The sequence below is a fragment of the Gallaecimonas kandeliae genome, from assembly GCF_030450055.1.
GTDB classification, from domain to species: domain Bacteria; phylum Pseudomonadota; class Gammaproteobacteria; order Enterobacterales; family Gallaecimonadaceae; genus Gallaecimonas; species Gallaecimonas kandeliae.
In genome coordinates, this window is the sequence record NZ_CP118480.1 from 3059781 (window position 1) to 3080505 (window position 20725).

23 protein-coding genes are annotated in these 20725 nt (G+C 62.5%); 8 read left to right on the forward strand and 15 right to left on the reverse strand.

What is annotated here, in order from left to right; genetic code table 11:
* Nucleotides 1–6: 6 nt before the first annotated feature.
* Both ribF and murJ read right to left on the reverse strand, forming a co-directional pair.
* On the reverse strand, nt 7–951 hold the full coding sequence (gene ribF / locus PVT67_RS15050; RefSeq protein WP_301494959.1) for a bifunctional riboflavin kinase/FAD synthetase: 945 nt from the start codon (nt 949–951) through the stop codon (nt 7–9).
* A gap of 71 nt (nt 952–1022) precedes the next feature.
* A complete protein-coding gene (gene murJ, locus PVT67_RS15055) occupies nt 1023–2600 on the reverse strand; it encodes a murein biosynthesis integral membrane protein MurJ (protein WP_301494961.1) in 1578 nt (525 codons plus the stop codon).
* A gap of 200 nt (nt 2601–2800) precedes the next feature.
* Between murJ and rpsT the strand changes: the two genes are divergently transcribed.
* Nucleotides 2801–3061 carry a 30S ribosomal protein S20 gene (gene rpsT, locus PVT67_RS15060; RefSeq protein WP_301494963.1) on the forward strand — a complete coding sequence of 87 codons (261 nt, stop codon included), beginning with the start codon at nt 2801–2803 and terminating at the stop codon, nt 3059–3061.
* A gap of 51 nt (nt 3062–3112) precedes the next feature.
* Here the strand turns inward: rpsT and PVT67_RS15065 are convergent, their stop codons facing one another.
* Entirely contained in the window at nt 3113–3397 is a 285-nt protein-coding gene (locus PVT67_RS15065) for an ArsR/SmtB family transcription factor (RefSeq protein WP_336407761.1), read from the reverse strand.
* A gap of 152 nt (nt 3398–3549) precedes the next feature.
* On the opposite strand from PVT67_RS15065, the gene PVT67_RS15070 reads away from it, so the two are divergent.
* The 4 genes from PVT67_RS15070 to PVT67_RS15085 all read left to right on the forward strand — a co-directional run bounded on the left by PVT67_RS15070 (nt 3550) and on the right by PVT67_RS15085 (nt 7793).
* Complete coding sequence (locus tag PVT67_RS15070) at nt 3550–4947, forward strand: M20/M25/M40 family metallo-hydrolase (protein WP_301494968.1); 1398 nt, start codon at nt 3550–3552, stop codon at nt 4945–4947.
* A 118-nt stretch (nt 4948–5065) separates the two neighbouring features.
* Complete coding sequence (locus PVT67_RS15075; RefSeq protein ID WP_301494970.1) at nt 5066–5848, forward strand: UDP-2,3-diacylglucosamine diphosphatase; 783 nt, start codon at nt 5066–5068, stop codon at nt 5846–5848.
* Nucleotides 5849–5933: 85 nt separating this feature from the next.
* Nucleotides 5934–7640 (forward strand): bifunctional ornithine lipid synthase OlsF, encoded by a 1707-nt coding sequence (gene olsF, locus PVT67_RS15080; RefSeq protein WP_301494972.1) that lies wholly within the window; start codon nt 5934–5936, stop codon nt 7638–7640.
* 27 nt (nt 7641–7667) lie between these two features.
* Nucleotides 7668–7793 (forward strand): hypothetical protein, encoded by a 126-nt coding sequence (locus PVT67_RS15085; RefSeq protein ID WP_301494974.1) that lies wholly within the window; start codon nt 7668–7670, stop codon nt 7791–7793.
* Nucleotides 7794–7847: 54 nt separating this feature from the next.
* Here PVT67_RS15085 and dapE read toward each other — a convergent pair whose 3' ends face one another.
* The 8 genes from dapE to rppH all read right to left on the reverse strand — a co-directional run bounded on the left by dapE (nt 7848) and on the right by rppH (nt 16454).
* The gene (gene dapE / locus PVT67_RS15090) at nt 7848–8990 is read right to left on the reverse strand and encodes a succinyl-diaminopimelate desuccinylase (RefSeq protein ID WP_301494976.1); all 1143 of its coding nucleotides are present in this window, start codon (nt 8988–8990) and stop codon (nt 7848–7850) included.
* Nucleotides 8991–9043: 53 nt separating this feature from the next.
* On the reverse strand, nt 9044–9943 hold the full coding sequence (gene nhaR / locus PVT67_RS15095) for a transcriptional activator NhaR (RefSeq protein WP_301494978.1): 900 nt from the start codon (nt 9941–9943) through the stop codon (nt 9044–9046).
* Complete coding sequence (gene nhaA / locus PVT67_RS15100) at nt 9930–11132, reverse strand: Na+/H+ antiporter NhaA (RefSeq protein ID WP_301494980.1); 1203 nt, start codon at nt 11130–11132, stop codon at nt 9930–9932. The genes nhaR and nhaA overlap by 14 nt, the downstream gene beginning before the upstream one ends.
* 142 nt (nt 11133–11274) lie before the next feature.
* Nucleotides 11275–12069, reverse strand: coding sequence for a thymidylate synthase (gene thyA / locus PVT67_RS15105; protein WP_301494994.1), 795 nt, complete (start codon nt 12067–12069; stop codon nt 11275–11277).
* On the reverse strand, nt 12066–12860 hold the full coding sequence (gene lgt, locus PVT67_RS15110; protein WP_301494996.1) for a prolipoprotein diacylglyceryl transferase: 795 nt from the start codon (nt 12858–12860) through the stop codon (nt 12066–12068). Before lgt ends, thyA begins: the two co-directional genes overlap by 4 nt.
* A gap of 8 nt (nt 12861–12868) precedes the next feature.
* On the reverse strand, nt 12869–13666 hold the full coding sequence (locus PVT67_RS15115; RefSeq protein WP_301494998.1) for a sulfite exporter TauE/SafE family protein: 798 nt from the start codon (nt 13664–13666) through the stop codon (nt 12869–12871).
* 38 nt (nt 13667–13704) lie between these two features.
* A complete protein-coding gene (gene ptsP, locus PVT67_RS15120) occupies nt 13705–15954 on the reverse strand; it encodes a phosphoenolpyruvate--protein phosphotransferase (protein WP_301495000.1) in 2250 nt (749 codons plus the stop codon).
* Nucleotides 15954–16454 (reverse strand): RNA pyrophosphohydrolase, encoded by a 501-nt coding sequence (rppH, locus tag PVT67_RS15125; RefSeq protein WP_301495002.1) that lies wholly within the window; start codon nt 16452–16454, stop codon nt 15954–15956. Before rppH ends, ptsP begins: the two co-directional genes overlap by 1 nt.
* A 639-nt stretch (nt 16455–17093) precedes the next feature.
* Between rppH and mutH the strand changes: the two genes are divergently transcribed.
* The 3 genes from mutH to PVT67_RS15140 all read left to right on the forward strand — a co-directional run bounded on the left by mutH (nt 17094) and on the right by PVT67_RS15140 (nt 19074).
* Entirely contained in the window at nt 17094–17783 is a 690-nt protein-coding gene (gene mutH / locus PVT67_RS15130; protein WP_301495004.1) for a DNA mismatch repair endonuclease MutH, read from the forward strand.
* A gap of 64 nt (nt 17784–17847) precedes the next feature.
* Nucleotides 17848–18024 carry a hypothetical protein gene (locus tag PVT67_RS15135; RefSeq protein WP_301495006.1) on the forward strand — a complete coding sequence of 59 codons (177 nt, stop codon included), beginning with the start codon at nt 17848–17850 and terminating at the stop codon, nt 18022–18024.
* Nucleotides 18025–18084: 60 nt separating this feature from the next.
* Entirely contained in the window at nt 18085–19074 is a 990-nt protein-coding gene (locus tag PVT67_RS15140) for an NAD(P)/FAD-dependent oxidoreductase (protein WP_301495008.1), read from the forward strand.
* Between the two features lie 57 nt (nt 19075–19131).
* Here the strand turns inward: PVT67_RS15140 and rplI are convergent, their stop codons facing one another.
* The 4 genes from rplI to rpsF are packed head-to-tail and all read right to left on the reverse strand — an operon-like array spanning nt 19132 to nt 20560.
* A complete protein-coding gene (gene rplI, locus PVT67_RS15145; RefSeq protein ID WP_301495010.1) occupies nt 19132–19584 on the reverse strand; it encodes a 50S ribosomal protein L9 in 453 nt (150 codons plus the stop codon).
* Between the two features lie 35 nt (nt 19585–19619).
* Nucleotides 19620–19847 (reverse strand): 30S ribosomal protein S18, encoded by a 228-nt coding sequence (gene rpsR / locus PVT67_RS15150; protein ID WP_008486569.1) that lies wholly within the window; start codon nt 19845–19847, stop codon nt 19620–19622.
* A gap of 12 nt (nt 19848–19859) precedes the next feature.
* Nucleotides 19860–20168, reverse strand: coding sequence for a primosomal replication protein N (gene priB / locus PVT67_RS15155; protein ID WP_301495018.1), 309 nt, complete (start codon nt 20166–20168; stop codon nt 19860–19862).
* A 5-nt stretch (nt 20169–20173) separates the two neighbouring features.
* Entirely contained in the window at nt 20174–20560 is a 387-nt protein-coding gene (gene rpsF / locus PVT67_RS15160) for a 30S ribosomal protein S6 (protein WP_301495020.1), read from the reverse strand.
* Between the last annotated feature and the right edge of the window lie 165 nt (nt 20561–20725).

Genomic DNA, 20725 nt, shown 5'->3' on the forward strand with positions numbered 1-20725 from the left:
CTGGGATCACTCAAGAGATTGCTTTCGATGGGCAAAAAACACACGAGCGGCTTGCTCGTCCTTCTCGATCTGGCTGCGCAACGCCTCCAGGGAGGCGAATTTCTGTTCGTCGCGCAGCTTCTTCCTTAATACCACTTCCAGTTGGCAACCATAAAGGTCGCCGTCGAAATCCAACAAATGGACTTCCAGTGTCGGTACTGTGCCATTGACGGTGGGCTTGACGCCAATGTTGGCAATGCCGGGCCAGGCAGTATCGGCCGCTCCCAGCACGTCCACGGCAAAAACGCCGTTCAAGGGACTGACCTTGCGCTTAAGGGGCAGGTTGACGGTGGGAAACCCCAGGGTCCGCCCCTTCTTGGCGCCATGATGGACCCGGCCGCTGATGCTGTAAGGCCGGCCCAGCATGGACTCGGCGTCAGCCAGCCGGTCAGCGGCCAAGGCCTCGCGGATACGGGTGCTGGACACCCTGTCATCCACTAGGCAGAAACTGTCGGTGCTGGTGACGGTGAAACCGTGGCGGGCGCCGGCCTCGCTCAGCAGGGCGAAATCGCCACCGCGCTTGTGGCCGAAACGAAAATCGTCTCCCACCACCAGGAATTTCACGCCAAGGCGGGCCACCAGCTGCTGTTCGATAAAGTCCTGGGGCGCCAGGCAGGCAAAGTGGGGGGTGAAGGGTTCCACTATCACCCTGTCCATGCCGAGCGCCCGAAGCGCCGCCACCTTGTCACGCAGCCGCGACAACCTGGCCGGCGCCTTTTCCCCCAGGAACAGCTCCAGTGGCTGGGGCTCAAACAGCATCACTGTCGCAGGCAGCTGCAATTCACGAGCTTTTTCAATCAGTTTGCCCAATACCGCCTGGTGGCCCAGGTGTACGCCATCGAAGTTGCCGATGGTCAGCACACAGCCGTGGTGATGGGGTCGGACGTTATAAAGTCCGCGAATAAGCTCCATGAATACTGCCAGCTTGCCTGAGAAATCGCCCGATTATACCCAACAGGGCCGCACTCTTCACCCGTCCATCGTCAGGACTGGCTACCCGCCTTCAGGTGACGGGGCCGAAAGCCGACGATCAGCAGTGTCGCCCCATAGGTCAGGGCGCCACTGCCGATGAGCCCCACCAGCCAGAGGGCACGCTTGGCCGTATGGGCCTGCTGCCAGGCGTCGAGGCCGGGATTGAACCAGGACAGCACTGCCACCATGGCACCGGTAGCCAACAGTATGCGGCCCAGGGTCAGCCAGGTCAGCCGGCCCGGCCTGTAGATATGGCGCCGCCAGAGGCCGGCGCCCAGCAGGCCGGCATTAAGGAAAGCCGACATGGAGGTGGCCGCCGCCAGCCCGATATAACCGAGCTTTTCACCCAGCAGGCTGGCCAGCGCTATGTTGAGCACCATGTTGGAGACCATGGCGATGATGCCGATGCGGACCGGGGTCTTGGTGTCCTGAGTGGCGTAGAAGCCGGGGGCCAGCACCTTGATCATCATGAAGGCCACCAGGCCGGTACCGTAGGCCCAGAGGGCATGGGATGCCCCCAGGGCGGCATGGGTATCGAAGGCACCGTGCAGGAAGAGCACCATCAGCAGCGGCGCCGCCAGCACTATCATGCCGGCCGCCGCCGGCAGCCCCAGCAGCAGTATCATCCGTACCCCCCAGTCCATGGTGTGGGCAAAGGCGTCGGCTTCCTTGCCGGCATGGCGCCGCGACAGGCTGGGCAGAATGACGGTGGCGATGGCGATACCGAACAGGCCCAGGGGGAATTCCAGCAGCCGGTCGGAGTAATAGAGCCAGGAGATGGACCCCCCCACCAGCCAGGAGGCGATGAAGGTATCCAACAGCAGGTTGATCTGGCTGACCGAGACCCCGAACAACGCCGGGATCATCAACTTGCGGATCCGCGCCACCCCTTCGTCATGCCAGGCCCAGCGCGGCCTTACCAGGAAGCCCGCCTTGTACATGAAGGGCACCTGGAACAGCATCTGGATGACGCCGCCGAGGAAAACGCCCCAGGCCAGGCCTATCTCCGGCTGGGCCAGGTGCGGCGCCAGCCAGATGGCGCAGGCGATGATGGCCACGTTCAGGAATACGGGGGTGAAGGCGGCCACCGCGAAACGGCCCAGGGTGTTGAGCACGGCACCGGCCAGGGCCGTCAGGCTGATGAACCAAAGATATGGAAAGGTGATCTTCAGCATCAGGGCGGCCAGCTCGAACTTGGCGCCGTCCGGCTCACCATGAACCCAAGCCACGAACCAGCCGGTGCCAAACAGCATGGCCAGCACCGGCGAACCGACGATGCCCAGCACTGTCACCCCGGTAATGATGGCGCCCAGTGTGCCGGCAACCCTGGCCACCAGGGCGCGCATGGCATCCTCGCCCTGGTTCTGCTGCACGTCCGCCAGCACCGGCACGAAGGCCTGGGAGAAGGCCCCCTCGGCGAAGAGGCGGCGCAGGAAGTTGGGGATCTTCTGGGCAAAGAAATAGACGTCTGCGGCATTGCCGGCGCCAAGCAGGTTGGCGATCACTACGTCGCGGGCCAAGCCAAGCACACGGGAGATAAGGGTCATGAAGCTGACCACGGCGCTGGCTTTGAGGAGTTTACGGCTCAAGGGACGTCCTTTGACGAAAAAGCCTATAGGCGGAGGCTGGAATTCTGCTAGAATGCGGCCCATCTTATCGCTGTATGACCACGGATGCCAACGACGGACGGCGGCGCAATTTTTGGCCGATCTGTTTGACAAAGGCGCCCAAAACGGGCATATTCCGTGGCCTTTTAATATTGGACCTACCGAATTTTAGGAGTTAGACCTTGGCTAACATCAAGTCTGCGAAGAAGCGCGCGATCCAGGCTGAGAAGCGTCGTCAGCACAACGCCAGCCGTCGTTCCATGCTGCGCACCTTCGTGAAGAAGGTACGTGCCGCCATCGCCACCGGCGACAAGGCCATTGCTCAAGAAGCTTTCAACACTGCCCAGCCGATCATCGATCGCATGGCGACCAAAGGCCTGATCCACAAAAACGCTGCAGCCCGTAACAAGGCTCGTCTGAACGCGCAGATCAACGCCCTTTAAGGTCAGCTTCGCTGAGCTAAAAAAAACCGGCTTACGCCGGTTTTTTTATTTTCAGGCACTTACCTGGATGAACAGCCTGTCCAACAGTTCGATGACCCTCTCCGCCTCGTCACTCTGCAACGAATAGAAAACGGTCTGAGCTTCCTTGCGCGTCCGAACCAATCCGTCCCGGCGAAGCCAGGCCAGATGTTGGGAGAGGGCGGACTGACTGAGGTTGAGCCTTTCATTGAGCTCACCCACTGACAGTTCCCCTTCCTGAAGGTTTTTAAGAATGCACAAGCGCCTTTCGTTGGCCATGGCTTTCAGCAGGGTTACTGCAGGGCTGGTCCTTTCCAACAAGCTCTCATTGCAATACGTCATGCAACATCTCCTTTTGATAGCCAACGCAAAACGTCCACCGCCTGTCGTTTACTACAACACAGAAAATGGACGGCATGTTAAGTTAACCGCGCATTAGCTGAAGCTTGACTGAACTAAAGGGAATGCCCATGCGCAAGTTGCTCGCCTCCCTGCTCATCGCCTCGCTGCCGGCCGCGGCCGCCGTGACCGAGCAGGACATCCAGACCGCCCAGAAACTCCGTGACCAAGCCCTGTCCAGCCCCCTGGCCTATGACCTGGTCAAATCCCTGGTGGTGGAAGTTGGCCCCCGCCTGGCCGGTTCTGAAAACAATAAAAAAGCAGAAGATTGGGCTGTTGCCAAGCTCAAGAGCCTGGGCTTTGACAAAGTCTACACCGAAGCCCTGACCATCCCCACCTGGACGCGCGGCACCATCCACGCCGAAATCGAAGCCCCCTACCGCCAGCACCTGGCCATCACCGCCCTCGGCAATTCAGTGGGCACAGACGCCAAGGGCATAGACGCCGAGGTGGCCTTCTTCGACAGCCTGGACGACCTCAAGGCCGCCGACCCTAAAGAGGTCAAAGGCAAGATCGTCTTCATCAACAAGCGCATGGCCCGCGCCCAAGACGGCTTCCAGTACGGCACCACTGTCGGCGCCCGCAGCCGCGGCGCCATAGAGGCGGCCAAGCTGGGTGCCAAGGCGGTGCTGATCCGCTCGGTCGGTACCGGCCTCAGCCGTTTTCCCCACACCGGCATGATGCATTACCAGGATGACGTCGAGAAGATCCCCGCCGCCGCCGTGGCGGTGCCGGATGCCAACCTGCTCGAGGCCATGGTCAAGGAAGGCAAGCCGGTAAGGCTGCATCTGGAGATGACCGCCAAACCCGGCCCCGAAACCACTGTCCATAACGTCATCGCCGAAGTAACCGGCAGCGAGAAGCCGGACGAGATAGTGCTGATCGCCGGCCACCTGGACTCCTGGGACGAAGGCCAGGGCGCCATCGATGACGGCGCCGGCATAGCCCTGGCCGCCGCCGCCGGCAAACTGATCAAGGATCTCCCCCGGCGGCCCAAGCGCACCATCCGCGTCGTCTTCTTCGCGGCCGAGGAAGTGGGCCTCTTCGGCGGCAAGGCCTACGTGGCTCAGCATAAGGACACCGATCTGGCCAAGCACGTGCTGGCCGGCGAGTCCGACTTCGGTGCCGGGCGCATCTACCGCATCGACACCCGCTTCGGGCCCAAAGGCGATGACCTCAGCGCCGCCCTCAACAAGGTGCTGGGTCCCATCGGCGTCGATGTAGGCAGCAACCAGGCCGGCGGCGGTTCCGAAGTCAGCCTGATGCCCGCCTTTGGGGTGCCCGTGGTGAGCCTGCGCCAAGACGGCACTCACTACTTCGACTACCACCACACGGCAGACGACACCCTCAACAAGATAGTGCCGGCGGAGCTTGCCCAGAATCTGGCCGCCTGGGTCTCCACCGTCTACCTGGCTGCCCAGAACGACAGCCCGCTGCGCCCCATCCCCGAGGGGGATTTCGGCGAATAAGCAAAGGGCCCGCTTCGGCGGGTCTTTTTTATTTGGTCAAACAATGGTCACGGCACCGTCAAGGCACTGTCATCCCTCCCACCTAGGCTGATCCCCGACTGAGTTCGGGAGAGACCACATGAGCCAGCCCCATCGCGCCGTCTTCCTTTCCGATCTGCACCTCGGCAGCAGGGATTGCCAGGCCGACTACCTGGTCGCGCTGCTCCAGGAGCTGCAGGCCGAGACCATCTACCTGCTGGGGGACGTCATCGACCTCTGGGCCATGAGCCGGGGCAGCCACTGGCCCCACAGCCACTCCCAGGTGCTGTTCGAACTGGAACGCCATGCCCAGGCCGGCACCCGGGTCGTCTATATCCCCGGCAACCATGACGAACCACTGCGCCGCTTCTGTGGCCGGGCCTTCGACCGCTTCGAGATGCGGCTGCGCGGCCGCCACCGCCTCAAGGACGGCCGAACCCTGCTGCTGACCCACGGCGACGAGTTCGACGCCGCCGTCTGCCTGGGCCGCTTCGAAGCCATGGTGGGCGACCTCGGCTACGACCTGCTGATGTGGCTCAACCGCAGCTGCCAGTGGACCCGTAAGCGCTTCGGCCTGCCCTACTGGTCCCTGGCCGGCTACATCAAGAGCCGTATCGGCAAGGCCCAGGCCGCCATCCACCGCTACCGCCAGGCCGCCCTCCAGGCAGCCCGCCTTGAGGGCTGCGACGGCATCGTCCTCGGCCACATCCATCAGCCGGCCTTGGAGGAAGTGGAAGGGCTGCTCTACCTCAACACCGGCGATTTCGTCGACAGCTGCTCTTTTATCGCCGAGACCAGCGAAGGCCGGCTGGAGCTCATCCACTGGACAGAACAGCGCCAGCTGCTGGCCGCCCGTGCCGGCCTGGTGGCCAGGGCCGCCTGAACGGTCACAAAAGCGTCACCACCCTGTTAGGGAAACGCCACATTGGCTCTCTAGGCTGTCGGCAGATACGCCAGAGAGAAAGCCCATGTTCAGCGTCGAAAACGTACTGGAGCGCTATTTCCCCCAGGCCCCCTACAAGAAGGTGCTGACCCCGGTATTGCGCCAACTCCTGCACGAGAAAGACTTTCAGGAATTCGACAAGGCCTACCCCAACGTCAAGGGCTGGGACTTCGTGGAAGGGGTGCTGGACTACTTCGACTTCGGCTACAGGGTCGCCGACCGCGAGAAGGAGCGCATTCCCGCTAGCGGCCGGGTGGTGATCATCGCCAACCACCCCATAGGCACCTTGGACGGCCTGGCCCTCCTCAAACTCATCGGCGAGGTACGCCGCGACGTCAAGGTCGTCGCCAATGCCCTGCTGAGCGAAATAGAGCCCCTGCGCAACCTGCTCTGCCCGGTCAACAACATGGTGGGCAGCACCCAGAAGGGCCAATACCAGGCCATACGGGAGCACTTGGGCCAGAACGGTGCCGTCATTATCTTCCCCTCCGGCGAGGTCTCCCGGTTGCGCCCCCAAGGGGTGCGCGACACCCGCTGGCGCTCCGGCTTCCTGCGCCTGGCCCGCCAGACCCAGTCGCCGATACTGCCGATCCGGGTCGAGGCGCGGAACTCCGCCCTCTTCTACTCCACCTCCATGCTGTACAAGCCCCTGGCCACCACCTTGCTGGTGCAGGAGATGTTCAAGCAGAAGCACAAGCGGCTGCAGATGCAGGTGGGGGAACTGATCCCCCACAGCCAGCTCGACGGCATCCATGACCTGCCCCTGCGCACCCAGGTCAAACTGTTCAAGAAACACCTCTACCGCCTGGGCACCCCCAAGAAGCTGCTGTTCAAGACAGAGAGCGCCATAGCCCAGCGCGAAGACCGCCAGGCACTGCTGGCCGTGCTGCAAGGCTGCCAACTGCTGGGCCAGACCCCGGACGGCATGCAGATCCACCTCTACCGCTACCAGGACGACTGCCCCCTGATGCGCGAGATCGGCCGGCTGCGGGAAGTCGCCTTCAGGGCCGTCGGCGAAGGCACAGGCCGGCGCCGCGACACCGACCGCTTCGACCCCCAGTACCTGCATCTGGTGCTCTGGGATCCCAAACGCCTGGAGATCGCCGGGGCCTACCGCTTCGCCGACGCCGCCCAACTCGGCCGCGAAGGCCTCTACAGCCAGACCCTCTTCGACTATGGCCCCGAGATGGACACCATCCTGGAGCAAGGCCTGGAGCTGGGCCGCAGCTTCGTGCAGCCGGCCTACTGGGGCAAGCGGGCCCTGGACTACCTCTGGATGGGCATAGGCGCCTTCCTGGCGGACAACCCCAGGTACCGTTACCTGTTCGGGCCCGTGTCCCTGTCCGCCAGCCTGCCGCCGGCGGCCCAGGATCTGATGGTCTACTTCTACCGCCTCTACTTCGGCCAGGAGAGCCTGGGCACCCGCCACCACAGGCCCTATCAGCTGGCCGGCGAGACCCTGCTCGACCTCACCGCCACCTTCAAGGGCGACGACTACAAGCACGACTTCGTGCTGCTCAAGGACAAGCTGGCCGCCATGGGCGTGGCCGTGCCCACCCTCTACAAGCAGTACGCCGAGCTCTGTGAACCGGGCGGCGTGCGCTTCCTGGATTTCGGCACAGACCCTGACTTTGCCAACTGCGTGGACGGCCTGGTACTGGTGGACGTGCAGGCCCTCAAGCCCCAGAAACGCAGCCGCTATATCGACGCCCATAAAGCCGGCGAGCAATAACAAAGCCCCGAGCGGGGCTCTCATCAGGTGCCCGGCACAGACCCTGCCGACATGGCCAACTGCGTGGACGGCCTGGTACCGGTGGATGTGCAGGCCCTCAAGCCCCAGAAGCGCGGCCGCTATATCGACGCCCACAAAGCCGGCGAGCAATAACAAAGCCCCTTTCGGAGCTATAGAAACGACAAGGCCCCTTTCGGGGCCTTTTTCTCAGAGGCTTTCCAGCAACGCCTGGTAGATGTCGATAAGGCGCAGGTACTCGCCCTTCTCCACCCGCTCGTTGGCCTGGTGGATGCTGGCATTGGGCAGGCCCAGCTCTATCACCTCGCAGCCAAGGGCGCTGAAGAAGCGGCCGTCGGAGGCGCCGCCGGCGGTGGACAGCACCGGGAACTGGCCCAGGCCCTTGAACACGGCCCGCTCCACCCGGGTCAGGAAGTTGGGCTGCGCCTCGCCGAACAGGCTGAAATAGGGCTCGCAGGGCCTGTCCCAATCCAGCTGGAAGTCGAGATCACCTGGCACCAAGGCGCGGATCCGCTGATCGATGGCGTCCTTGCTGGTCTTGTGGGAATAGCGCAGGTTGAACCTCAAGGTGGCGCTGGAGGGGGTGACGTTGTCCAGCCAGTCACCGTGTTCCAGGCCTGTGACGTGCAGCACAGTGCCGGGGAAGTCCGGCGCCCCCGAGTCCCACTCCAGGGCCGCCAGCTGCTGGCCCAGCGCCAGGGCCCGGTGCAGCAGGTTGGCGGTAGGCGGCAGGTAGGCAACGTGCCCGGCCCGGCCGGACAGGCGCAAAGTGCCGGAAACGGCGCCGCGACGGCCGACACGCAAAGTGTCACCGCTATGGCTGCGGGCCGTTGGCTCCCCCACCAACACCCAGGGCGGCAACAACCCCTGGGTCTTGAGGTGCTGGGCCATGACGCGGGAGCCGAATTCCGCCTCCCCTTCCTCGTCCGAGGTCAGCAGCAGCATCAGGCCGGGCAGCTCGTGGCCGGTAGCCAGGGCCCTTTCCACGGCCACCAAAAAGGCGGCAATGCCGCCTTTCATATCTGCAATGCCCCGGCCGTAGAGGTAGCCACCCAGCTCGCTGAGCTGGAAAGGGGGGACCTGCCAGTGCTGGCCGGCTGGCACAACGTCGGTGTGGCCCGCGAAGGCCAGGCTGGGCACGCCAGGGCGGCGGGCGATGAGGTTGTCCACCCCCTGGCAGGGCAGCCTTTCCACGATGAAGCCCAGCTCTTCCAGCCGCTCTGCCAGATAGGGCTGGCAACCGGCATCCAAAGGCGTGACCGAAGCCTTGCCCAGCAGGGCCTCGAGGTGGACCAGTTCAGGGGCGGCCTGGGGGGCCTTTTGCAGCTTCATGGGGTCGTCCTGTTGCCAAGCTGCCCCCTATTTAGCCAGGCCCCTTTGACAGTTTAATGATCGAAGAAGCGGTCGAACTTGAGGGCGCCGAGGTCCAGGTTGCAGAGCCTGGCCACGGCAGGATGCTGGATCATCCGCTCGGCGAAGATCACGTAGTAGCGCTCTTTGACGTCCTCTATCTGCCCCAGGCAGTGGACGGCGAAGCGCCGCTCGAATTCTTCGTTGTTCACGGCAGGCGCCACGAAGATCTCCTTGCCTACGGCGCCGAAGGCCTGCATCAGGCCGGAGTCGTCGAACTCGCCGCCGATGCTGGGGTTGAGGCCCTGCTCGTCCAGCCAGTTCTTGAGATCCCGGCCTACCGCCGTCTTGCGGCTGGGCAGCAGCAGGGGGCGCTCTTCCAGGCAGGCAGGGAAAGGCAGCTCCAGCTTGTCGCCGCAGAAAAAGGCCAGGGGGTAATCGGCGATGGCCCGGGAATGAAGGCCGGGCTCGGCCGCCGAGTCGATGGGGCAGTCCGAGACGATCATGTCCAGCTTGTGGCTCTTGAGTTCGTCCAGCAGCAGCTCGTGGCGGGACTCGTAGCAGCTCAGGGCCACTTCCATGTCCGGCGGCGAGGCCACCCGCAGCAGCAGCGCCACCACCCATTTGGACAGGGCGTCCGCCACCCCCACGTCGAAGCGCACCGACTCGTGGCGTTGGTAGTCGAGGATGTCGATAAGCTCATAGGAGAGGTTGAACATGCGGTCGGCATAGCGGAACACCATGCGCCCCAGCTCTGTGGTGTCCAGGCGGCGACCGCGCTTGGTCAGCAGCGGCCCCATGCGCCCTTCCAGCAATTTCAGCTGGCCCGAGATGGTCTGGGGGGTCACGCAGAGGGCCTCGGCGGCCGCGGCCAGGGAGCCTTTGCGGACCAGCATCCAAAAGTAATAGAGATGGTTGTAGTTAAGATGTGCCACTGTCGGCCTCACGCTCTTGTGTTGGGACAGCGCCCTTGGCCAGGGCGCCCTTCATCAGCCAATAGCCCAGCAGGGCCGCAAAGGTGGAACCGGCCAATATCCCCAGCCGCGAGTAGGTGTCGTAACTCAGGTGCTCATGTTGATAGGCCAGGGAAGCGATGAACATGGACATGGTAAAACCGATGCCACACAGCACCGACAGCGCGAAGAGCTGCCGCCAGCCCGTGCCCTCCGGCAACTTGGCCAGGCCACTCTTGACCGCCAGCCAGGTAGCGCTGAACACCCCCAAAGGTTTGCCGATGAAAAGCCCCAGCATGATGCCGAGCGGCAGGGGCGCCATCAGGCTACCCAGGCTCAGGCCCTGCAGGGACACACCGGCATTGGCCAGGGCGAACAGCGGCAAGATCAGCACAGCCGTGTACTCGCCCAGCAGTTTTTCCAGGCGATGGGCCGGCCTGTCACCATCCACCTCCAGGGGGATGAGGAAGCCGACAATGACCCCCGCCAAGGTGGCATGGACGCCTGACTTGAGCACGCTCACCCAGAGCACGGCCCCCACCAGCAGGTAGGGCAGAAGGCGGCGGACCTTGAGCAGGTTCAGCAGCGCCAACACCGCTATGGCTGCACCAGCCACCGCCAGGCTGAGGGTAGAGAGATCGCTGGTATAGAAAAGGGCGATGATGACGATGACCCCCAGGTCATCGATGATGGCCAGGGCCAGCAGGAAGACCTTCAGCGCCGGCGGCACCCTCCTGCCCAGCAGCGCCAGGACACCCAAGGCGAAGGCGATATCGGTGGCGGCCGGTATGGCCCAGCCCTGGCGGTTGACGGCGTCACCGCCGTTGAAGGCCAGGAACACCAGGGCCGGCGCCAGCATGCCGCCGACGGCGGCGATCACCGGCAGCACCGCCTTGGAGGGGCTGGACAGGGCGCCATGGCGCATCTCGTGCTTGACCTCAAGCCCTATGGTCAGGAAGAAGATGGCCATGAGGCCGTCGTTGACCCAGGCCAGCCAAGGCTTGTTCACCACCAGGGGACCCGCCTGCACCACCAGGGGCGTGTCCAGCCAAGCCTGGTAGTAATGGGCCAGGGGGGAGTTGGCCAGCACCATGGCCAGGACGGCCGCCAGGATCAGCAGGGTTCCGCCCCGGGTTTCAGGGGCAAAGAGGGACTTCAGGGTTTGGGTCATCAGCGGCGTTATCCTCCTGGCAGCATCCAATCAGGCCAGACTAAGGCAGAATTTTATAAAGAAAAATACCTTTATCCCACCTTAAACATCAGAAATAGCCGAAGTGTAGTCCCAAAAAGAAAGCCGCGCTGGGCGGCTTTCTTCAGATGGCCACGGGGGCCTTGATATGGGGGTGGGGATCGTAGCCCTCTATGGCAAAGTCCTCGAAGCGGTAGTCGAAGAGGCTGTCCGGCTTGCGTCCTATCACCAGCTTGGGCAGAGCCCTGGGCTCGCGGGTCAGCTGCAGCCTGGCCTGCTCCAGGTGGTTGCTGTAGAGGTGCACGTCGCCGCCGGTCCAGACGAAGTCGCCCACTTCCAGGCCCAACTGCTGGGCCACCATGTGGGTCAGCAGGGCGTAGCTGGCGATGTTGAAGGGCAGCCCCAGGAAGACGTCGCAGCTGCGCTGGTACAGCTGGCAGGACAGCTTGCCGCCCGCCACGTAGAACTGGAAGAAGGCATGGCAGGGGGCCAGGGCCATCTTGTCCAGCTCTCCCACGTTCCAGGCGGAAACGATGAGGCGGCGCGAATCGGGATTGCTGCGAAGCTGCTCCATGACCTGGCTGAGCTGGTCGATATGGCGGCCGTCGGCACTGGGCCAACTGCGCCACTGGGCACCGTAGACGGGCCCCAGGTCGCCGTTTTCGTCCGCCCATTCGTCCCAGATGGAAACGCCCTGCTCCTTGAGGTAAGCGATGTTGGTGTCCCCTTTGAGGAACCACAGCAGCTCAACGATGATGGAGCGCAGGTGGCACTTCTTGGTAGTCACCAGGGGGAAGCCCTCCTGGAGGTTGAAGCGCATCTGGTGGCCGAAAATGGACAGGGTGCCGGTACCGGTGCGGTCCTCTTTCTCGGCCCCCTCGTCGAGGATCTTCTGCATCAGGTCGAGATAGGCCTTCATGCCTTGCCCCCCTTCTTGGCACTCCAGATCAGCATGGCGATACCGGCCAGTATCATCGGCAGGGACAGCACCTGGCCCATGGTGATGAAGCCGCCCAGTTCGCCCAGCTGTGGGTCCGGCTCACGTACGAACTCCACCAGGGAACGGAAGCAGCCGTAGAGCAACAGGAAGAGGCCGGAGATGCTGCCACGGTTGCGCGGCTTGGCGGAGTAGAACCAGAGGATAAGGAAGAGCACCAGGCCTTCCAGGGTCGCCTCGTAAAGCTGGCTGGGGTGGCGCGGTATAGGACCGCCGGTGGGGAAGATCATGCCCCAGGGCAGGTCAGTGGGGCGGCCCCACAGCTCGCCGTTGATGAAGTTGCCAAGGCGGCCCATGCCGAGGCCGATGGGGACCAGGGGGGCCACGAAGTCACCTATGGTCAGGAAGGTGCGTTTGGTCTTCTTGGCGAAATAGGCCATGGCGGTGATCACCCCCATCAGGCCGCCGTGGAAGGACATGCCGCCTTGGTCCACCCGGAACAGGTAGAGAGGGTTGGCCTGGAAAAGATCGAAGTGGTAGAAGATGACGTAGCCGATGCGGCCCCCGATCACCACCCCCAGGAAGCCGTAGAAGAGCAGGTCGCTCACTTCCTGGCGGGTCCAGCCGGAACCCGGCTTGTCGGCGCGGCGGTTGGCCAGGTACAGGGCCGCAAAGAAACCGATGAGGTACATCAGGCCATACCAACGCACGGCCAGGGGGCCGAGGTGGACGATCACCGGATCGAAATTGGGAAAATGCAAAGGTGTGGACATAACACTTCCTAGTTAAACAACATATCCAGCCCCACCAGCACCAGCAGGACGGCAAAACCCATTTTTATCTTGTGGGCCGGCACCTTGTGCAGCAGCTTGACCCCTTGCGGTGCCATGAAGAAGGCGCCAGGCAGCAGGGCCAGCAGCGCCGGCAGGTAGAGGAAACCCAGGCTGCCGGCCGGCAGCCCCTGTTGATGCAGGCCGCTGACGGCGTAGGACAGGGTGCCGGACACCGCCACCGCCAGGGTGCAGGTGGCGGCAGAGGCCACGGCCTGGGTCATGGCCATGCCGGCAAAGCTCAGCATGGGCACCACCAGGGCCCCGCCCCCTATGCCCAGCATGGAGGCCAGGGATCCCAGGGCCACGTTGATACCCCCCAGGGCCGGAGCCGAGATGCGCAACTGGCCGTCCCCCTGGGCGCGGCCCTTCTGGGCCAGCATCCGCCAGGCGGAGAAGAACAGGAAAGTCGCGAAGAGTCGCTTGAGCCAGAGGCCGCTCATCAGGGCCGCCAACTGGGCCCCCAGCAGACCGCCGAGGATCATGCCGGCCACCAGCCAGCGGGCCTGCTGCCAGGGCACTGAGCCTCGGCTATGATGGGCCCGGACCGAGGAGGCGCCTGTTACGCAGATGGTGGCCAGGGAGGTGGCCAGGGCCATGGGCATCACCAACTCGTGGTGTATCCCCATCTTCGGCAGCAGCCAGGCCAGGGTCGGCACTATCACCAGGCCGCCGCCTATGCCCAGCAGGCCGGACAAGAGGCCGGCAAAAGCACCCACCACCAGGCAAATCCCTATGACCAACAGCAAGAGCGCCTCCACCTGGATACAAAAAAAGCCATGTTAACCTAGCGCCCCGCCCTTAACCAATGGCCGAAACCGGCCTGACTCAGCGGCTCGTGGAGCTGCCAGCAAAGCTGGTCGGCATCCTGGCAGGCCAGCAGCCCATCCTTCAGCGCAGACAGCTCTTTGAGGGACAATTTCTTCAGCAGATGCTTAGCCCTGGCCACCTGGCTGGCGTTCATGGACAGCTGCCGGTAACCCAGGGCCAGCAGCAACGCTATGCCCATCACCTCTCCGGCCAGTTCGCCGCACACCGAGACAGGCAACCCCAGAGCAGCGCAATCGCGCTGGATCTGGGCAAGGGCCTGGACCACGGCGGGATGGAAAGAGTTGAACAGGTCCGCCACCCTGGGGTTGTTCCTGTCCACCGCCAAGAGGTACTGGGTCAGGTCATTACTGCCCACAGACACGAACTGCACCCTGTCCGCCAGAGACGGCAGCAGGTAAAGGGCGGCAGGGACCTCCACCATCACCCCCACCTTGGGCAAGGGGAAGTCCCCCAGCACTTCACAGAGTTCGTGATGGGCCTGGCGCATCAGCCGCAAGGCCTCGTCTACCTCGGCGACGGAAGACACCATGGGCAGCAGGATCTGCAGGTTGCCGTGTTGCTGGTGAGCCCGCAGCATGGCCTTGAGCTGGATGAGAAAGATGTCCGGCTGATCCAGGGTGATGCGGATGCCGCGCCAGCCGAGGAAGGGGTTGTCTTCCGCTATCGGCAAGTACGGCAGCGGCTTGTCACCGCCCACGTCCAGGGTGCGCAAGGTCACCGGCTGGTTGGGATAGCGGGACAGCACATGGCCATAGAGCCGGAACTGTTCTTCTTCGCCTGGGAAGCGGTTGGCCAGCATGAAGGGGACTTCGGTGCGGTAGAGGCCGACACCGTCGGCCCCCTGCCCCGCCGCTACGTCGGTGTCGGCGGACAGGCCGGCGTTGATGTATAGCCGCACCCGCTGCCCGTCCAAGGTGACAGCCGGCCCCTGGGCACTGGCCAGGATATCCTGGGAAATGGCCGCTTCTTCACTGACGAGCCGGCGGTATTCCCGCTCAAGGGCTGGTTCGGGGTCGATGAAGCAACGCCCCGTATAACCGTCGATGACCAGGCGCCGCCCCGGCAGGGCCGACAGCGGCAAGGCGCTGACCCCCAACACGGCGGGTATGCCCAAAGCCCTGGCCAGTATGGCAGCGTGGGAGTGGCCGGAACCGCGGCGGGAGACGATGCCCTTGAGCTGCTCCCTCGGCACTTCCGCCAGCATGGTGGCCGTCACTTCGTCAGCCACCAGTATGATGTCGCCTTCCGGCCTGGCCTTGTTCATCTGGGCGGCGCCAAGGGCTTGGAGCAGCCTCAGGCCCACGTCCTTGAGATCGGCGGCACGCTCCTTGAGGTAGCTGTCCTCCATGGCATTGAAGCGATCCACCGCCTCTTCCACCACGGCCTTGAGCGCCCATTCGGCACTAAGGCCGGTGCCGATCAGGCTACGTACCGGATCACCCAGGCTGGCCGGAGACAGCAGCTGCACATAGAGTTCAAAAATGGTCTGGGTCTGGGCCGGTAGATCGAAGCGCCTGGCAAGGGCCCGCAGGCTTTCCTGGGTACTGGAAACCGCTTCGTCGAAGCGGCGCAGCTCTGCGGCGACCTCAATGCCCGTCGCCTCGGGCAGATCCTCGAAGGTCATGGAAGGGATCCGCACCAGGCAGGCCCCCAGGGCGATGCCCGGCGCCCCCGCCTGGCCGGTGGCGGAGCGCTTCCAGCCGGTCTGAGCCCGCAGCAGGCGGGTCCGTTCCTCGACATTGGCCAGGGCCGGCGCCAACTGGTTGGCCAGGGTCACCAGGCAGGCCTCTTCCTCACTGTCGAAGATGCGGGCATCCCGCTGCTGTATGGTCAATACCCCCAGCACCCGGCGCCGGTAGATGATGGGCACGCCGAGGAAGGACTGGAACAGTTCCTCGTTCAGCACTTCGATCAGCTTGAAGTTGGGGTGATCCTGGGCGGCCGCCAGGTTGATGGGTTCTTCCTTGGTGGCCACCAACCCCACCAGGCCTTCCTGGTAAGAAAGGGTGCAGAGGGTGCCTGGCGGCAGGGTCAGGCCCTGGGTCGCCACCAGTTGCAGCAATGACTGGTCCGCATCCGCCAGGTAGACGGAGCAGACCTCGGTGTTCATCAGTTCACAGATGGCCCCGACCAGCCAGCTTACCGCCTGGTCCAGCGAGGCGGCGCTGTTGACCTGTTGGACGATCCGCTGCAGTCGGGTAAGCATCAGGCTCGCCTTCTGTCGTTGCGGGCAAAGGGCATGGCCAGGGAGGCGAACTCCTTCATGACCCGCCGGTACACATCCCGCTTGAAGGACACCACCTGGCGTACGGGATACCAGTAAGAAACCCAGCGCCAGTCGTCAAATTCCGGGTGGCCTGTGGCCCCCAGGTTGACCGCCGATTCGGGCGAAGTGAGTTGCAGCAGGAACCATTTCTGTTTCTGGCCTATGCAGACCGGGGCCTGTTCCTTGCGGACCATGCGTTTGGGCAGCCTGTAACGCAGCCAGTGGCGGGACACGGCCAGGATCTTGACATCCTTGCGCTTGAGTCCCACTTCCTCCCAAAGCTCCCTGTACATGGCCTGCTCGGCCGACTCCCCGTCGTTGATACCGCCTTGGGGGAATTGCCAGGAATGTTGTCCCCGGCGCCTGGCCCAGAGCACCTGGCCCTGCTGGTTGCAAATCACTATGCCGACATTTGGACGAAAACCGTCGTTATCGATCATGCCAGCCTCAAAAAAGCATTATTGCCTGGATTGTTCCATAGATAGGTTTGCCCAGCAAAGGAATTAGCGGCCCCTGGCGCAGGTGCTTGGAAAACTGCCTGAATAACGCCAGGTTATCCACAGATAGCCGCCCGGTTCCATTCACATAATCTGTGGACAAGGTTGTGTGTAAACTGGTGAATTTTCACAATCAGGCCGGACCAGGCGGGCAGCCGAATTTTTGACTACCGACCCAAGAGAAAGTAACTAAATAAAAAACAAGGGAATTAAACTTCGATCGCAGCAAAGATCCTGGATTGACAGCGGATCCGGATCTGATCCTCCAGCTCATTTCGCTGTGGATGTCTCTCCCAGTACAGGAGTTAATCAATATGAAAAAATCCACAGCACAGAACGATTTTTTACACAGCCTCGAGTCAGCCATCAGCAGCTGAAAGCACTTATCCCAGAATTTTGTGCATGAGGGTGTGGATAGAGTGCCAGAAATCACTGAACAGTGGCACCGAACGCCTTCCAAAATGCAACAAATACTATCTATATCAATAGGTAACGATCATTATGTGCTGTGCATAAGCCTTTCCCGAGGCTTTGCGCAACTTCTATACAGCCTGTGGCTGGCAAAGCCGGTAGAATGGTGCCATGACCAGACCCCAGGCGCACAGCGCCCCTCCCGACAGCCTAGACGAGCTGATGGCCAGAGCCGGCAGCCTGGCCGGTTACAACCTGGGCCAGCTGGGCGAATTGGCCGGCCTGCCTGCCCCCCAGGACCTCAAACGTGAAAAGGGCTGGATGGGGATGCTGCTGGAGACCCTGCTTGGTGCCAAGGCCGGTTCCAAACCCGAGCCCGACTTCCCCCACCTGGGGGTGGAGCTCAAGACACTGCCGGTAGACAGGCACGGCAAGCCCCTGGAAAGTACCTTCGTGTCGGTGGCGCCCCTGGAAGGCTGGCAGGGCGTCAGCTGGGAGCGCAGCCATGTGCGTCAGAAGCTGGCCTGCGTGTTGTGGATACCGATACTGGCGGAGCGCCTGCTACCGCCTGCGGAGCGGATCATCGCAGCGCCCTTCCTCTGGCAGCCCGACGCTTCACAACAAGCGGTGCTGCGCAGCGACTGGGAAGAGCTGGTGGAACTGCTGGCCCTGGGTCGCTTCAGCGAGATCAACGCCTACCGCGGCCAGTACCTGCAGCTACGCCCCAAAGCTGCCCATGGCGGCGTCAAGGTCAGCGCCATGGATGAAAATGGCCAGCAAGTGGCCGTCCAACCCAAGGGCTTTTACCTGCGCAGCAGTTTTACCCGCCAGCTTCTTCAGAGGGCTTTTGACTTGGCCTAAAACTTTATTGATAATCATTATCAACAAAGGGAGGCCAACCATGTTGTTGCCGACAGGACTAAGGATGGGATTGTTGCCGCTGTTGGCTCTGGCCTGGTGGCCGGTTCATGGCAGCAACACCTGGTTGGCCCACGGCTTCTTCGCCATGGCCTTGCTGTTCCTGGCTTTCCCCCCGGTTCTGGCCCTGCGCATCGGCCTGCCGATCCTCTGTTTGTGCACAGTCTTGACCTGGATCCCCTGACAGCACTGTTAAAGGGCGTTATGCTGACTTTACAAGCTCCCAGGCAGTCAAGAGGTTGATATGAGTCATATCGCCATCATCGGCGCCGGGTTGTGTGGCATCACCGCAGCCCGGATCTTGCAGGGACAAGGACTGACCCCCACCATATTCGAGAAGAGTAAGGGCACGGGCGGGCGCATGAGCAGCCGCCGCAGCCAATGGGGAAGTTTCGACTTGGGAGCTCAGTATTTTACTGCCCGCCAACCCCGCTTTATCGATGAACTGGGTAACTGGATAGCCCAGGGTATCGCCAGTGAATGGCAGGTCACCCCCTACCAACTCTCCGGGGCCAGCATGCTCCACACCCAGGACGTGGTGCAGCGTTATGTGGGCCGCCCCCACATGAGCGCCATCACCCGTTACCTGGCCGGCAACCTGGATGTGCACTTCGAGACCACCATCTGTGGTTGCCACCGGCGGGAAGATCAGTGGTGGCTGGAAGACGTCCAAGGCCAGGCCCATGGCCCCTTCGACGGTCTGCTGGTCACCACGCCGGCTCCCCAGGCGGTCCCGCTGATCAGCGCCAGCCCCCGGCTGGCCATGCTGGCCCGCAAAGTCAGGATGGAACCCTGCTGGGCCGTGGGCCTGGTCTTTTCCCAGCCGTTGGACACCCCGGTCAAGGCCGCCCTCGTGGAGAGCGAATCCATCCAATGGCTGGCCCTGGACTCTGACAAACCCGGCCGGCTGCCCAATCCCCAGCGCTGGGTGATCCATGCCACCAGCGATTGGAGCGCCCGCAATATAGAGCGTCCACCAGAAGAAGTGATAAGCGAGTTGAAGGAGCACTTCTTTGAACTACTGGAACTGCCCGACCAGCAGCCGGATGAAAGCCTAGCTCACCGTTGGCGCTTTGCCCGCTGTAGCCAGGATGGGGTCCTGGGCTTCGACGAACCCCTCAAGTTGGGGGCGGGAGGGGATTGGAGCCACGGCTCCCGAGTGGAAGGCGCCTGGCTGGCAGGCCAGGAACTGGCAGAGCGGATGTTAAGAGCCCTGCACAAGGGTGACATCTAGCCATCAAGAGCGCATAAAAAAGCCGCCCAGAGGCGGCTTTTTTCGTGGCTTGGAAGCTTAGGCTTCGGCAACCACAACCACCTTGATGGTGGCGAACACGTCGCTGTGCAGTTGCAGTTCGACTTCGAACTCGCCGGTGGTGCGCAGGGCGCCTTCGGGCAGTTTGACTTCGGACTTGGCAACGGCAACGCCTTTGGCGCTGATGGCGTCGGCGATGTCACGGGTACCGATGGAACCGAACAGTTTGCCTTCGTCACCGGCTTTGGAAGCGATTTCAACGCTTTCCAGGGCCTTCACCTGCTCGGCACGAGCTTCGGCAGCAGCCAGCACTTCGGCCAGCTTGGCTTCCAGCTCGGCGCGGCGGGCTTCGAAGTGAGCAACGTTGTCGCGGGTAGCCATTACAGCTTTGCCCTGCGGGATCAGGAAGTTACGAGCGTAACCAGCTTTAACTTTGACTTGATCACCCAGGCTGCCCAGGTTAGCGATCTTGTCCAACAGAATGACGTTCATTGACGATTCCTCTCAACTCTTTCCCAGGACGGACCTTACTTGTGCAGGTCGGTGTAAGGCAGCAGAGCCAGGTAGCGGGCACGCTTGATAGCGCGGGCCAGCTGGCGCTGATACTTGGCGCTGGTACCGGTGATACGGCTAGGGACGATCTTGCCGCTCTCGGTGATGTAGTTCTTCAGAGTTGCGATGTCTTTGTAATCGATTTCAGTGACGCCTTCTGCAGTGAAACGGCAGAACTTGCGACGACGGAAGAAACGGGCCATGGGGCTTATCTCCTAATTCAACAATTCGATGTGCTGGGCATGCAGTACCGTTTTTGCCAGGCCGTCTCGGCCCATATGGCTGACCAGAAAACCGGTCACGGTCACGGCAGACCCCATCTGTAGTTCCCGGGTTTGATGGTTCAGGCTGTCCCCACTGGCGACGACGGCGATACGCAGTCTTGCCTGCCTGGCCATATTGGCCTCGTCCTGTGTGGAGACATGCTCCAGCCAGAACTGGCAGTGGGGGATACCAGCTGGGCTCTTGCTGCGCCTAGGCGCTTTGGCAAGGTGCCCGTCTATCTGTACCCGGTTACGTTGCACTTGCCTTACTCGGCGCTGGCCTCTTCGGCATCAACGCTTTCTTCGCGCTCGTCGCGACGCTCACGGCGCTCTTCCTTGGCCTTGGCCATGGGAGAAGCTTCGGTAACGGCGTGCTTGGTGCGCATGATGGCGTGACGCAGGATGGCGTCGTTGAAGCGGAAAGTGTTTTCCAGCTCGTCGACAACTTCCTGGCTGGTCTCTACGTTCAGCAGAACGTAGTGAGCCTTGTGCAGCTTGTTGATCGGGTAAGCCAATTGACGGCGGCCCCAGTCTTCCAGGCGAGTCACTTCACCACCGGCGTTTTTGATGACGCCAGTGTAGCGCTCGATCATGCCCGGAACCTGCTCGCTTTGATCAGGGTGAACCATGATCACGATTTCGTAATGACGCATGATTGCTCCTTACGGGTTAGTAGCCTCAAATCCGGCTCAGTCGTCAACCGGTAGGGAGGCAAGGAGAAATGGAACTACGACTGATATAAGGGCGCAAATTGTATAGAAAGAGGCCGCTTCAGACAAGGCAGATTTTCAGCCCCTTGGCGGGCTACAATGCCCAGG

Excerpts from the sequence above, each read along its gene's own strand:
- olsF (WP_301494972.1), top strand. The coding sequence starts at position 5,934 with ATGTTCAGCGTCGAAAACGTACTGGAGCGCTATTTCCCCCAGGCCCCC.
- PVT67_RS15075 (WP_301494970.1), top strand. The coding sequence starts at position 5,066 with ATGAGCCAGCCCCATCGCGCCGTCTTCCTTTCCGATCTGCACCTCGGC.
- PVT67_RS15140 (WP_301495008.1), top strand. The coding sequence starts at position 18,085 with ATGAGTCATATCGCCATCATCGGCGCCGGGTTGTGTGGCATCACCGCA.
- PVT67_RS15070 (WP_301494968.1), top strand. The coding sequence starts at position 3,550 with ATGCGCAAGTTGCTCGCCTCCCTGCTCATCGCCTCGCTGCCGGCCGCG.
- nhaA (WP_301494980.1), bottom strand. The coding sequence starts at position 11,132 with ATGACCCAAACCCTGAAGTCCCTCTTTGCCCCTGAAACCCGGGGCGGA.
- mutH (WP_301495004.1), top strand. The coding sequence starts at position 17,094 with ATGACCAGACCCCAGGCGCACAGCGCCCCTCCCGACAGCCTAGACGAG.
- thyA (WP_301494994.1), bottom strand. The coding sequence starts at position 12,069 with ATGAAGGCCTATCTCGACCTGATGCAGAAGATCCTCGACGAGGGGGCC.
- lgt (WP_301494996.1), bottom strand. The coding sequence starts at position 12,860 with ATGTCCACACCTTTGCATTTTCCCAATTTCGATCCGGTGATCGTCCAC.
- ptsP (WP_301495000.1), bottom strand. The coding sequence starts at position 15,954 with ATGCTTACCCGACTGCAGCGGATCGTCCAACAGGTCAACAGCGCCGCC.
- rplI (WP_301495010.1), bottom strand. The coding sequence starts at position 19,584 with ATGAACGTCATTCTGTTGGACAAGATCGCTAACCTGGGCAGCCTGGGT.
- dapE (WP_301494976.1), bottom strand. The coding sequence starts at position 8,990 with ATGAAGCTGCAAAAGGCCCCCCAGGCCGCCCCTGAACTGGTCCACCTC.
- ribF (WP_301494959.1), bottom strand. The coding sequence starts at position 951 with ATGGAGCTTATTCGCGGACTTTATAACGTCCGACCCCATCACCACGGC.
- rppH (WP_301495002.1), bottom strand. The coding sequence starts at position 16,454 with ATGATCGATAACGACGGTTTTCGTCCAAATGTCGGCATAGTGATTTGC.
- rpsF (WP_301495020.1), bottom strand. The coding sequence starts at position 20,560 with ATGCGTCATTACGAAATCGTGATCATGGTTCACCCTGATCAAAGCGAG.
- PVT67_RS15135 (WP_301495006.1), top strand. The coding sequence starts at position 17,848 with ATGGGATTGTTGCCGCTGTTGGCTCTGGCCTGGTGGCCGGTTCATGGC.
- rpsR (WP_008486569.1), bottom strand. The coding sequence starts at position 19,847 with ATGGCCCGTTTCTTCCGTCGTCGCAAGTTCTGCCGTTTCACTGCAGAA.